The 12,809-nt window shown below is 42.3% G+C and carries 11 protein-coding genes; 8 read left to right on the plus strand and 3 right to left on the minus strand.

Going from position 1 to position 12,809, the window contains the following annotated elements; all coding sequences use genetic code 11:
• Positions 1–222 precede the first annotated feature (222 nt).
• From HMPREF1551_RS11040 to HMPREF1551_RS11060, 5 genes are all read left to right on the plus strand, one after another.
• Positions 223–1,050 (plus strand): SH3 domain-containing protein, encoded by an 828-nt coding sequence (locus HMPREF1551_RS11040; RefSeq protein ID WP_021629231.1) that lies wholly within the window; start codon positions 223–225, stop codon positions 1,048–1,050.
• Positions 1,051–1,077: 27 nt separating this feature from the next.
• Positions 1,078–1,848 (plus strand): NAD(+) synthase, encoded by a 771-nt coding sequence (gene nadE, locus HMPREF1551_RS11045; RefSeq protein ID WP_021629232.1) that lies wholly within the window; start codon positions 1,078–1,080, stop codon positions 1,846–1,848.
• A 243-nt stretch (positions 1,849–2,091) separates the two neighbouring features.
• Positions 2,092–4,191 carry a carboxy terminal-processing peptidase gene (locus HMPREF1551_RS11050; RefSeq protein ID WP_021629233.1) on the plus strand — a complete coding sequence of 700 codons (2,100 nt, stop codon included), beginning with the start codon at positions 2,092–2,094 and terminating at the stop codon, positions 4,189–4,191.
• 87 nt (positions 4,192–4,278) lie between these two features.
• A complete protein-coding gene (locus HMPREF1551_RS11055) occupies positions 4,279–5,478 on the plus strand; it encodes a serine hydrolase domain-containing protein (RefSeq protein ID WP_034544671.1) in 1,200 nt (399 codons plus the stop codon).
• Between the two features lie 6 nt (positions 5,479–5,484).
• Entirely contained in the window at positions 5,485–6,159 is a 675-nt protein-coding gene (locus HMPREF1551_RS11060) for an SDR family NAD(P)-dependent oxidoreductase (protein WP_021629235.1), read from the plus strand.
• On the opposite strand, the gene HMPREF1551_RS11065 is transcribed toward HMPREF1551_RS11060, so the two are convergent.
• The 3 genes from HMPREF1551_RS11065 to HMPREF1551_RS11075 all read right to left on the minus strand — a co-directional run bounded on the left by HMPREF1551_RS11065 (position 6,156) and on the right by HMPREF1551_RS11075 (position 9,459).
• Positions 6,156–7,133, minus strand: a complete 978-nt coding sequence (locus HMPREF1551_RS11065; RefSeq protein WP_021629236.1) for a DUF4837 family protein — start codon at positions 7,131–7,133, stop codon at positions 6,156–6,158. The genes HMPREF1551_RS11060 and HMPREF1551_RS11065 overlap by 4 nt on opposite strands.
• Before the next feature lie 90 nt (positions 7,134–7,223).
• The gene (locus HMPREF1551_RS11070) at positions 7,224–8,750 is read right to left on the minus strand and encodes a carbohydrate-binding domain-containing protein (protein WP_021629237.1); all 1,527 of its coding nucleotides are present in this window, start codon (positions 8,748–8,750) and stop codon (positions 7,224–7,226) included.
• Positions 8,751–8,796: 46 nt separating this feature from the next.
• The gene (locus tag HMPREF1551_RS11075) at positions 8,797–9,459 is read right to left on the minus strand and encodes a porin family protein (RefSeq protein WP_021629238.1); all 663 of its coding nucleotides are present in this window, start codon (positions 9,457–9,459) and stop codon (positions 8,797–8,799) included.
• A 407-nt stretch (positions 9,460–9,866) separates the two neighbouring features.
• Here HMPREF1551_RS11075 and greA point away from each other — a divergent pair, with 407 nt between their 5' ends.
• From greA to HMPREF1551_RS11090, 3 genes are all read left to right on the plus strand, one after another.
• Complete coding sequence (greA, locus tag HMPREF1551_RS11080) at positions 9,867–10,337, plus strand: transcription elongation factor GreA (RefSeq protein WP_021629239.1); 471 nt, start codon at positions 9,867–9,869, stop codon at positions 10,335–10,337.
• Between the two features lie 12 nt (positions 10,338–10,349).
• A complete protein-coding gene (locus HMPREF1551_RS11085) occupies positions 10,350–10,739 on the plus strand; it encodes an HIT family protein (RefSeq protein WP_021629240.1) in 390 nt (129 codons plus the stop codon).
• Positions 10,740–10,932: 193 nt separating this feature from the next.
• Positions 10,933–12,747 (plus strand): GNAT family N-acyltransferase, encoded by a 1,815-nt coding sequence (locus HMPREF1551_RS11090; protein WP_021629242.1) that lies wholly within the window; start codon positions 10,933–10,935, stop codon positions 12,745–12,747.
• The last annotated feature ends 62 nt before the right edge of the window (positions 12,748–12,809 follow it).

Here is a 12,809-nt window from a genome sequence, read left to right on the forward strand (position 1 = left end):
AGGAAATTATAGAGATGTTACGTAATAGACCATATTGAGTTGTTGAAAATAAACGTGTTTAAACTTTGGAGGTGATTTAAAAAGTATGATGAAGTAAAAAGTTGACAATTAGAGCAAAAAGTTATATTTTTGCTTAAGCTTTCTTTTATATCAATTATGGGTACATCTAAAGTTGTATCATACTTTTTGAAGCACCACTGAAAATTATTATTACACAGAATAATGAAAAAGAATATTAACCCTTCCTCTTTATTAACTGTCTTTTGCTTGTTTTTTTTCAGCAGTTTATTATCTCAAAACATACGAATAGCTGAAATACAAGATAGGGATGGATATACGAATATACGGGAACAAGCAGATGTAAAATCTAAAATCATAGGTAAAGTGCTGAAAAAAGAGCTTTTTTTCTATGAGGAGTATAATAACAATTGGGTGAAAATAAAAACCCAAAAGGGTGTATATGGTTTTATTCACAAAAGTAGAATAAAGAATAAAGATAATACTAACTTGCTAATTGTAAAAGTAAATGATTATAAAAGTGATTTACTAAAAGATAGTATTTTAGATTTGAAAGTGAAATTAAAAGAGGAAGCTCCTCCCTTTTTTATTCAAGATTTTTCTTATACAAAATTAAACCGAAGAGAAAGACAACCATTTTATACTTTATTTTCTGACAAAGATACCAGCATTAAGATAGCTAAGAAAAAAACAAATATAAATGACTATCATATAAGAACAATAAAGGTAGAGAATAGAGCGTATATTGATATAATACCTCAAAAAGGATTGGAAATACACGGTGTAGATATTGATTTTCCAAAATATGAAATAGAAAGTATCAATATTTCCTCTAAAGACCATCAATATAGTATATCAAAGACAGCTATTAAATACCTATTTAATCCCAACTTAGAACAAACAAGAGTTTATAGGAAAACAGACAAAGAGTATATCATATTTCTGTCAGGAGGAGATGGGGTAGCAGCATATAATGTCATTTTTGTAGTTGATAAACAAAAAATGCTCCATAGATATATCTTAGAAAATTGAATGTAAGCTTTATAAAAATATCACATTATGAATACACAAGCTGTAACGCAGCATATAGTGGGGTGGCTCTCGGACTACCTCCAGCAAACAGGTATCAAGGGCATGGTTATAGGGATCTCTGGGGGGATAGACTCCGCAGTGGTCTCCACTCTATGTGCCCAAACGGGTAAGCCTGTATTGTGCTTGGAAATGCCTATACACCAAGCCCCGAACCAAGTGAGCCGAGGACGCGCTCATATAGATTTTCTTAAAGAGCGCTATCCCAATGTAAGCAGCTTAGAGGTGGATCTCACCCCTGTGTTTGATACCTTTGTAGGGCAAATCCCTCCTGCTGAGACGGATAACGCTTTGGCCTTGGCCAATACACGTTCCCGCCTTAGAATGACCACGCTCTACTACTTTGCGGGCTTATATGGCTATATGGTGGTGGGTACGGGCAACAAGATAGAGGATTTCGGAGTGGGCTTCTTTACCAAATATGGCGATGGCGGGGTAGATGTCAGCCCCATAGCCGACCTTATGAAGAGTGAGGTGTATGAGCTGGCCGACTACTTGGAGATTATCCCTGCCATACGTCAGGCACCCCCTACCGACGGCCTTTTCGGTGACGATCGTACCGACGAAGACCAGCTGGGGGCTTCTTATCCCGAATTGGAATGGGCAATGACCTTTGTAGAGGAAGGCCGCAAGGAGGAAGGACTCACCCCACGCCAAGCACAAGTACTCTCCATCTTTAAGCGACTGAATAAGGCTAACCAACATAAGATGCAACCGATCCCCGTTTGTAAGATTCGGTAGTCAGTTGCTAGTTGTCAGTTATTAGTTATTAGTTATTAGTTATTAGTTATTAGTTGTCAGTTATCAGTTCTAACCACTAACTTCTAACCACTAACTACTGACTTCTAACCACTAACCACTAACCACTAACCACTAACCACTGACCACTAACCACTAACCACTGAAGGTTGAATTGTTAAAGAATATAAAAAATATTTTATTCTCGTAATAAAGTAGTACCTTTGCGACTTATTAAATGAACCAATGAAAAAGAATATTTTTATACTCTTTATCTTAGGAGTAATCTCCTTTGCTTCTTGTAGTTTTACAGGAAAGAAGTTTGAATATACCGGAGAAGGGGATAGGGAGCGTTACCTGATGGATGTGATAGAATACCTTATCTCAAGGGGGCATTATAGCCAAAGGGATCTCAATGATGCTTACTCTAAGCGTGTCTATAAGGCGTATTTGCAGTACTTAGACCCACAGAAGCGCTATTTTATCCAGTCGGATATCAATGAGTTCAAGAAAAGTGAAACCAAATTGGACGATGACCTTAAGAATAAGGACATCTCCTTCTTTACCCTTACCTATACCCGACTCAAGGAAAGGATAGAGGAAGCCAATAAGCTCGTGGAGGAACTCCTTAAGCAGCCTTATGAGTTTACCAAGAATGAAACGGTAGACTTGGATTATGAGAAAATCCCTTATACCAAGGATAAAAATGCGCTTAAAGAGCGTTGGCGTAAGCTCATCAAGTATTCTATTCTTTCCAATATCCTTATCAAAGAGAAGGAAGAGCAGGATAAAAAGGAGAAAGATGCCAAATATGTAGTTAAAGATAGCGAAACGCTCAAGAAAGAAGCCTTGGAGGCTACTCAGAAGTCTTTCGAAGAGATGTTTGTATCCTACAAAGACCTTACCGAAGATGATTGGTTTGGTATCTACCTCAATAGTTATATGGAGGCTACCGACCCTCATTCGAACTATATGGCACCTGATATCAAGGAACGTTTTGATCGCGATATTTCCGGTAAGTTCGAAGGAATTGGGGCTGTACTCCAAAAGAAATCCGATGGGATACGTATCTCGGATATTATCATGGGTGGGCCTGTATGGAAAGGAAAGCTCTTGGAAGTGGGCGATTTGATCCTCAAGGTAGGACAAGGCGCTGATGACCCTGTGGATGTGATCGGGATGCGCCTGGAAGATGCAGTAAAGCTCATCAAAGGAAAGAAGGGTACCGAAGTACGCCTTACTGTAAAGCGCATGGATGGTAGCATACAAGTGGTACCTATCAAGCGCGATGTGGTGGAGATAGAAGAAACCTTTGCCAAATCAGCTTTGGTGAAAAAGGGCGATCATACCTATGGAATCATCAACTTACCATCGTTCTATATCAACTTCAACAATTCCCGTGAGCGCAACTCAGCTTCGGATATGGCCTTGGAGATAGAAAAGCTCAAGAAGGTCAATGTAGAAGGAATTATCTTGGACTTGAGAAACAATGGAGGAGGCTCTCTCTCCAAAGTGGTAGAGATAGGTGGTCTCTTTATCAAGGAAGGGCCTATTGTACAGGTACGCAGTGCTAACAACAGTACCCAAGTACTTGAGGATACCGATAGTGCCATCCAGTGGGACAAACCGCTGATTATCTTGATCAACGAACTATCGGCTTCTGCCTCTGAGATATTGGCCGCAGCTATGCAGGACTATGGCCGCGCGATTATTCTCGGTAGCAAGCAGTCCTATGGAAAGGGAACCGTACAGGAGCTTATAGACCTTAATCGTGAGATACGCAATAACCTGATGGGCGACCTGGGAGCACTGAAGCTCACTCGCCAAAAATTCTATCGTATCAATGGGGGCTCCACCCAGCTTAAAGGGGTCAATAGTGATATCGTGATTCCAGACCGTTACCAATATATCAAAGTAGGGGAGCGCGAACTGGAAAATCCGCTACCTTGGGATGAGATCAATAAGGTATCTTACGAACCATGGAAGAAAAACCAACGCTTTGCTACTGCGATAGCCAATAGCAAAAAACGTATAGAGGCCAATCCACTATTTAAGCTCATCGATGAGAATGCCCGCTGGGTACAGAAACAAAAAGAAGAAAACACCTATTCACTTGAATATAATGCCTATAAAAAACAGGTAGATGAGAGTGAAGCTATGATCAAGAAATTCAAAGAACTGACTGAATACAAATCGCCTGTACAGTTCTCCTCCTTACCAGCAGAAGAAGAGAAAGCCAAGACGAATGAAGATGTGAAAATACGTCGTGATCGTTGGCATGAAAGCCTTCAGAAAGATGTCTATGTAGAGGAAGCCGCATCGGTATTGGAAGATTTGGTAAAGTAAGCATGATAATGTATTAAAAATTGACGAACGCTTTGAAGAAAATATTCTTTGGAGCGTTTTTTTAAGGAAAATAAAGAACTAAAAAACATGAAAACAAAAACAATTCTGATGATGTCTGTTTTTACCTTTTTTCAGCAATTATGGGCGCAACCCATCACACAGAAACAGATTTTTGCGGAAGATATATCGCAGATAAATTCGTTGGAGAAGGCCATCCAGCAATCTGAATTGGTGGTGAATTACCTTCTTCAGGAGCACTACACCCCCAGCATGTCGATCTGTGTAACCAAGCGCGGTTTTCCCATATGGGAGCAAGGTTATGGTTATGCGGATATAGAGCAGAAAACACCGGTTAATACCCGAGAAACCCTCTATAGGATCGCCAGTGTCTCCAAGCCTTTGACAGGCCTTTCGCTTACCAAGATGCAAGAGCAGGGCTGGATCGATTGGGACTGTTCCCTCTATGACTATGTTCGCTATTTCCCTAAGAAGGAATATGACTTTACAGTCAAACAATTAGCTGGTCACTTAGCGGGGATACGTGCCTATAAGGGAAAAGAAGTTTTCCTTAACCGTTTTATGAGTATCAAAGAAGGGATAGAAGTCTTTGCGCAAGATCCCTTGCTTTTTGAGCCAGGGACGAAGTATTATTACAATAGTTATGATTTTAACTTGGTTTCTTTGGCCATGCAAGAGGCTAAAAAAGAGCCTTTTGAGTGGTATGTAACTCATAATGTATTGGAACCTTTGGGAATGAACCATACCTTTCCCGATATGGGAGGGCTTTCGCCCAATCAATCCATTCCTTATTCGGTGGATAAGAAGAAACAGTTCAAGCGGGCTACGGAGGTCAATAACTTCTTCAAGCTGGGAGGGGGCGGTTTTCTCTCGACTGCTTATGATGTCAATCTGATGGGACAGGCTATATTAGGCAAGGCCTTTCTAAAGCCAGCATATCAGGAGCAGATGCTTACCTCCCAGAAGCTAAATAATGGAGAAAATACTGGTTATGGGATAGGTTGGCAGAGTGCCCCCGACTGGAGAGGGCGTACCTACTACGGACATATAGGTAATGGGATAGGCGGTTATGCGTGGTTCTATGTATATCCTGAAGAGGAAGTAGTCTTTACCTTTCTATTCAATACGACGAACCCCTCTATAAATGATTACATGCACCGTATTATGGATTGTATGCTTAAGGGTGCCTCCTACAAGGAATATAAGACAACTAACTACCCGATAATCCATAAAGTAAAAGAGACAGAATCGACCCCAGTTACAGAATAGAAAGCTATGAAAACCGTTTTGATTACAGGAACCACCCGAGGGATTGGAGCTGAACTTGTCAAAGCCTTTGAAAAAGAAGGCTTTAGGGTGCTTGCTCTCTCTCGGTCTTATCCCCAAATACACAAGGAGGGAACAATCACTTATATTCCCTTTGACATCACCTGCGAAGCCGATCTACAGCAGTTAGTCACCTACTTACAGCAGGAGCAGCTACGCCTTGATGTAGTGGTGAGCAATGCAGGCAAGCTCATTCATGCCCCTTTTGAGACGATTTCTATGGAAGACTTGCAGGCGGTGTATCAGGTCAATGTGTTGGGAGTGTTTAGGCTTATACAATATTTGCTACCAATGCTTCAGCCGAAAGCCCATATCGTTACCATTAGCAGTATGGGCGGGGTACAAGGCGCTATGAAGTTTGCTGGCCTTTCCGCTTACACCTCCTCCAAGGCTGCCTTGATTGCCCTAACGGAGCTATTGGCCGAGGAGTACAAGGATACTCAGTGGCACTTTAACTGCTTGGCCTTGGGGGCGGTACAGACCGAGATGCTCTCGGAGGCTTTTCCCGATTACAAAGCTCCTGTTACGGCAAAAGAAATGGCGCAGTACATCAAAGATTTTGCACTGCACCAATATTCGTATTTTAATGGAAAACTATTACAGGTAGCCTCTACGACCCCTTAGTCTAAGAACTTTACCGACTTGATAATGGTCTCCAATTCGAAAAGCAAATCACGCTTGGAGGTACCAGGAGCAGCGATGAATCCCTCGATGACCACACAGCGATTTCGCTTTGGGTCTTCTATGATATAGTTGCTAAAGGGGCCTCCGAGGATAAAATTCTTCACTTCCCATAGGCCTTTACTCTCGATGGCAGGGTAAGGGCCTATTTGTATTTTCTTATAAGTAGGGGCAAAAGCAGGGCTGGTAATCATATACATCCCCTCTTCAGGGCCGGGGATATAGCGCTGCCCGATGGAGTCTCGCATTTGGATGATCTCTTTCGTATAGTCCTTGTTTGCAGTGCCAATAGCACTCTTGGGCATCTCATAGAGGAGGATATCGGCAGTGCCATTTTTTACTTTTCGCTCCAGCCAAAAGAAGTTGTTCTCTTGTTTTACGATGTTGTACACTGAAGGTAAGGTGAGGCTTACTCTTAGTCGCTCTTCGATACTCTTAGTCTTGTTAAGGGTATGTTTGAAACGGTTTTGTAGTTCCTTCATCTCATTTTCTTTGAAAGAAAGGATAATTATCGGGGCGTATTGCTGTATTCCTCTGATGAGGTCATCGGTGGTTTGTCCGGTAAGGAAGGCTACCTTTTGGGGCTTGGCATAGAGAGAGTCCTTGATATGGAAACGATTTTTGGTATCGGTGGAGACGACCAGTATATTTCTTCCGGCACGAGTCATTCCCTGAAAGACATCTTCGGGAATCTGTTGAATATCGAACAAAGGTTCTCTCGCTCCCGCGATTTCCTCGATGGGAGAGGCAAAATACTGTCGCAGGCTATCCCCGACAACTCCTCCCCAGAGTTGAGGATCCATCACAATCGTAACGGAATTGATACTTCCTACCGAGTCAGGTAAGTATTGTTTTTTCTGTTGTTTGCAGCTTCCCAATAAGCTACAGATAAGAAGTGCTAAGATACATTTTTTCATAAAAAGTGTTTTGCACACTTGCAATAGCTAATATTGTTCCAAAAATAAGGAAAACAAAAACTTTATAATTTGTTTAACAATTCAAAAAAACTAAGGGTTGAGCGTTTTGTTGGTTGTAAAGAAAGTGACATGGGTACCGGCCTTATAGAATCCGCTTTTGTATAGTTTGTTCTCCTCTACGCCTTCGGTAACGGTACCTCCTTGGTAGAGATCATACCGTTTGTTAGGCAGGAGCTTACCACTGGTAAAGAGTAGATAGTCACAAGATAGATAGCTTAGGGAATAGGTAAGTACCTCCCGTTCGCCCTCTCTGAGGTGTAGCAGCGTATGGGGAGGAAAATTGTGAGAGAAAGCGAAGGTTATTTGTGATCCCTCTTTGAGGGTAGCCATCTGTTCAGGACGTCCACCAATGGCCAAGAGGGTACCTGCTTTTATTTCGAAAGTCCCTGAGGAAGGTACATTGATAGGAGTTTCTGTTCCTCCACTTCTAAGGAAGGTACGCCCGGCAGTAAGGGTAAAGAGTAGGTTACTTTTTATAGCATTCTTAGAGGTAGATTCGATAAAATACTTACCTTGGTTGATATAGATCCCCTTGTCCCCCTGGAGGGCGAAGTCGATAGAGTTAATATTCATCTTCGCATTGGATAGGGTAACGATACTGGGGGAGGCGATTCCCTTAGTCCAGGCACTGATGGCAAAAGTTCCTCCATTGATGGTAATATAGGGGTCTATAGTTTGCTGTGAGGAAGCGGTAGTGAGCGCATTACTCCTGGCATTGAGGTTATAGTTACCTTGGTTGATGATGATATATCCGTTGGTCACGGAGATCGTGTGATTGCCGTTTCTAGCTCCTTGGGTATTGAGGGTAAGGGAGCCTCCATCTCCTATATAAGCATTTTTGGCTCGTAGGGCATCTTTATCTGCATTTATATTTAGGAGTGCCTCAGCAGAGAGTGCCACACGAAGTGTTTTTTGGCAAAAGATGCCAGAAGCTTTTTCTGTTTGTAGGGATAAGTTACCCGCTCCTGTAAGAATGAGCGTCCCTAAGCTATAGATAGCAGCGATATTTTCATCATCATTGGAGAAAATATTACAAGTGAGGGAAGAGGAGGTACCAGCGGGGATATTCAGAAAAGCCTTTTCGGTATTATTGAGCTTGATGACGGCATTGTCATGAGTAAGGTTCAGGTTCTGGAGCGTTAGCTTATAAGGGTGCGCGCTATTGATATTGAAACTTCCGCTGGAGGAATGGCCAGAGAGGATGTACTCCACATTTTGTTCGGAAGAGGAGAGGCTCAGGTGTGCCTGATTCTTATGTACAGTGATACTTCCGGCGCCTTCGACCCGTACATCAGTATCGGAGAAAGTAATTAGAACCTGTCGGTTGAAATTATAAGCACTGGGCAGGTCATTGGGGTCAGTGCCTCTTTGTCGCCCTCCTAAGGCTTCGGAAGAAGAGTCGGTAAGGGGGGTGATGGTTATTCTTTGGTCTGCCGCATTGGGGGTAGTGTTTGTTCTCGGGTTGGTTTTTTTCTTCGATATTTTATCGTCTATATCATTGTTGCAAGCAGCCATTAGGAATAAGGCGATTAGGCAAAAAAGGAAGTTTTTTTTCATTAAATATGGATTGGTTAAGTTATATAGAATATGTAATAAGGAAAAATCAGAATATGGTGAGTTGTTTCAGGCGATATTCCACCCCTATGGAGAGGAAAGAGTGCCTGAAGACATTTGCATTTCCCAAGTCTAAGGGGGAGAGAGCAGGGTGTTTTTTGTCAAATAAATTGGTCAGAGAATGGGTATAGCGGAGTTCGGAGGCTAGGTTGTCTCCAAGTCGTACTCTAAAGCCTAAGACAACCGCAAAGTCGAAGTTGCGATAGACACTTTTGTCTAAAAAGTTGTCTCCCTGATAGAAGATAGGATCTTCGGAACCTATTTCGGGCTTTACGATTAAGAACCCGAACTGAGGGCCTGTCAGTAGGGTAAGCTTTTCATGGAGTTTCAGATGGGTAAGGATGGGGATATTCAGGTAATCGGTATTCATAGAGGCCGTATAGGGCTGGTCATGGAGCGCTAAGGTCTCATGCTCCCAGCGGGCGCCCTCTCGAGAGAAAAGGATTTCAGGCTGTAGGGAAAAAATACGCCCTAAGAATAGCTCCCCATAAGCTCCTACATAGAGGCCTAATTTTCCCTTGAAAGAAGAGACCTCGGAGCCATTGCCACTGAGGTTCACATAGCTAAGGCCTCCCTTGACACCCACATCAAACTCCTGTGCAGTGGCTAAAAAAGAGAGGGAAAAGAAGCAAAAAAGGAAATATTTTTTCATAATAGAATATTGGTCAAAAGGAGATATCCTCTTGAAGAAGAAATCTCATAGATAAAACAATGTGCAAAAATAGTAAAAAAACGAGAACAGTTATTCTGTAGGGTAGGTATTTCCTAAAAAAAGATATTCACGGCTTTAGAAGTTAAATATAGGAAAAGAGTGTTAAAAGTAAGCAATAAAGAGAGGTGGAATGGGCGGGGAGAAAAATTTTTCTAATTTTGCTTGTGGAATAGAATTAAGTTTGTATCTTTGCCCCTATGTAAGCAGTGCCTAGGGGCAAGGAGCCTTGGTGCTGACTATCAAGTAATTACTTCATTCCAGTTAAGAGAAAATAAGTGAGAGCTTAGAGAACTTTGCTGGGGTGTTATTTTTTTATAAGTTTATCAACCTAAAAAGCATAGAAAAAGATGAAAGTAGCTTATTACACTGAAGAAGGCTTAAAAGCGCTGAAGGCAGAATTGGATCAGCTTCGTGATGTAGAAAGGCCACGAGCCTCACAAGCGATAGCAGAAGCCAGAGATAAGGGAGACCTTTCAGAGAATGCGGAATATGATGCGGCAAAGGAAGCCCAAGGGCTTTTAGAGCTAAAGATAGCAAAGTTAGAAGAGCTGGTAGCCAGTGCACGTGTGATAGATGAATCCCAGTTGGATACCTCCAAAGTACTGATACTCTCCACGGTAAAGCTCAAGAACAAGGCCAACAATGCAGTGATGACCTATACCTTGGTAGCCGAGAGTGAGGCTGACCTCAAGAGTGGTAAGATCTCGGTAAGTTCCCCTATAGGGCGCGGCCTATTGGGCAAATCAGTAGGCGATATAGCTGAAATAAAGGTGCCTAATGGCACCCTTCAGATGGAGATTATAGAAATAACCCGATAAAAATAATTGCACATGGCATCTATCTTTACAAAAATTATTCAAGGTGAAATCCCATGCTACAAGATAGCAGAGGACGAACACTGTTTTGCCTTTTTGGACATCAACCCCAATGCCATTGGGCATACCCTTTGTATCCCTAAGCAGGAAGTAGATAAGCTCTTTGATTTGGAGCCGGAGCGTTATCACCAGCTACTTGAGTTTGCTCGCCGCGTAGCCATTGCCCTTGAGAAGGCGATTCCTTGTGAGCGCGTAGGGATGGCCGTTGTAGGGTTGGAGGTACATCATGCCCATATACACCTGATACCTATTAGTCAAATGAGTGAGATGACCTTTCAAGAGAAGGTGAAACTTACCCCTGAAGAATTTCAGGAAGTGGCCGATAAGGTAAAGGCTTATTTGTAGAAAGTTGTCATCATAATGTTTATTAATAAACTTTGCTAAAGAGCTTCTTTGGCAAAGTTTTTTTGCGAAAAGTAAAAAAACAATTCTATTTTTGGTAGAAAATTCTTATATTTGCATTTTGAAAAAGACATATACCAACAATAGAAATAAATCATTTATTGAGGTTAAACAAACAGATGAATTATAATAATTTATGGGACTGATTACAGCCAAGGAACTAGCGAAGGCGGCGCATTTAGACCGTTTTGGGGTGGTGGGAACCTTTGCAGGATGGGGGCTTTTGCATTTGTTGCGCTTGGCACCTCTCAATAGAGTTTATGACAGGAACAAACATCTTCAAGGGGTAGCATTTTTAGAGGCTTTGCTTCAAGAGTTCAAGGTACATTATGATGTGAGAGAGGAGGACTTGAAGAAAATCCCCAAGGAAGGCCCCTTTATTACGATTTCTAACCATCCATTGGGAGGGTTGGATGGGATTCTTTTGCTGCGACTTCTCTTGGAACAACGTCCTGACTATAAGGTGATGGCCAATTTCCTTTTGGCACGTATAGCCCCCTTGGATCCTTACATTATTCAGGTCAATCCTTTTGAGAAACACAAGGATGCCTCCTCGAGCCTTATGGGGTTCAAGCAGGCCTTGGCACACCTCAAGGAAGGAAAGCCCTTGGGAATATTCCCTGCTGGAGAGGTTTCCACTCAGCCCAGTGGAAATATTTATGTGGATAAAACATGGGACAAATCGGCCATGAAGCTCATCAAAAAAGCCAATGTGCCCATCATTCCTATCTATTTTCATGCTAAAAATAGTCCTTTGTTCTACCAATTGGCCAAACAAAGTGATTTGTTGCGTACTGCAAAGCTCCCTTCAGAGTTGCTCTCCCAAAAAAATAAGACGATAGGGGTTCGTATAGGGCGCCCTATATTGCCTAAGGCTCAGGAGGAGATGGAAGACCTCTATGAATTTTCCAATTTTCTAAGAAAGAAAACCTATTTGCTCTCCAATACTTATGAGCAAAAGAAGCTCTTCAAGAGCTTTGCCTCTATGATCAGGGTTAAGAACAACAAAGACCCAGAGGAAGTAGCCCCTGCTATCGCTCCTGGTTTGTTGGAGAAAGAGATTATAAATCTGCGCTTGCAATCCGGTACGCGCCTTCTTCAACATAAGGAATACGAGATATTCCTAGCCAAGGCAGAGGATATCCCCAATATCCTCCATGAGATAGGGCGGCTTCGTGAGCTTACCTTCCGAGAAGTAGGGGAGGGGACTAATCTTTCGATAGACTTGGACGAATACGATGCTTATTATCGCCATCTTTTCCTATGGGAGAGTGATACCAAGCGCATCATAGGAGCTTATCGAATGGGGTTGGGTAGTGATTTCTTTGACCTCTATGGGGTCAATGGCTTCTATACTCATAGCCTCTTTAGGTTTGACCCTGAACTGAATACCATGCTGCGACAAACCATAGAGATGGGGCGTGCCTTTGTGGTAGGTGACTACCAACAAAAACCGATGCCCTTATTCCTTTTGTGGAAAGGAATCGCACTGACGACCTTACACTTTCCCGAACACAAGTACCTGCTTGGAGGGGTAAGTATCTCCAACCAGTTCTCAGACTTCTCTAAATCACTGATGATAGAGTTCATGAAGTCCAACTTCTACGATCCCTATATTGCCCAATATGTAAAACCGAAGAAGGAATACAAGGTGCGACTCAAGGATGCCGATAAGGACTTTATATTGGATGAAACCCAATCAGACCTGAATAAATTTGACAAAATCATCGATGAGCTGGAACCAGGTAACCTACGCCTTCCGGTACTGATTAAGAAATATATCAAGCAGAATGCTAAGGTGATCGCCTTCAATGTAGATCCACTATTCAATAATGCCATTGATGGGCTTATGTACATCCGTATCGATGACCTACCTGAGAGTACCATCAAGCCTGCTATAGAGGAGTTCCAATCCCAGATAGAGCGAGGAGAAATAGATCCTAAGGATTAGCCTCTAAGGCGTAAAAGCAAAAAGTCGTGCCGATTATAGGCACGACTTTTTCATTTATGAGA

It is taken from the genome of Capnocytophaga sp. oral taxon 863 str. F0517 (assembly GCF_000466425.1).
Taxonomy (GTDB): domain Bacteria; phylum Bacteroidota; class Bacteroidia; order Flavobacteriales; family Flavobacteriaceae; genus Capnocytophaga.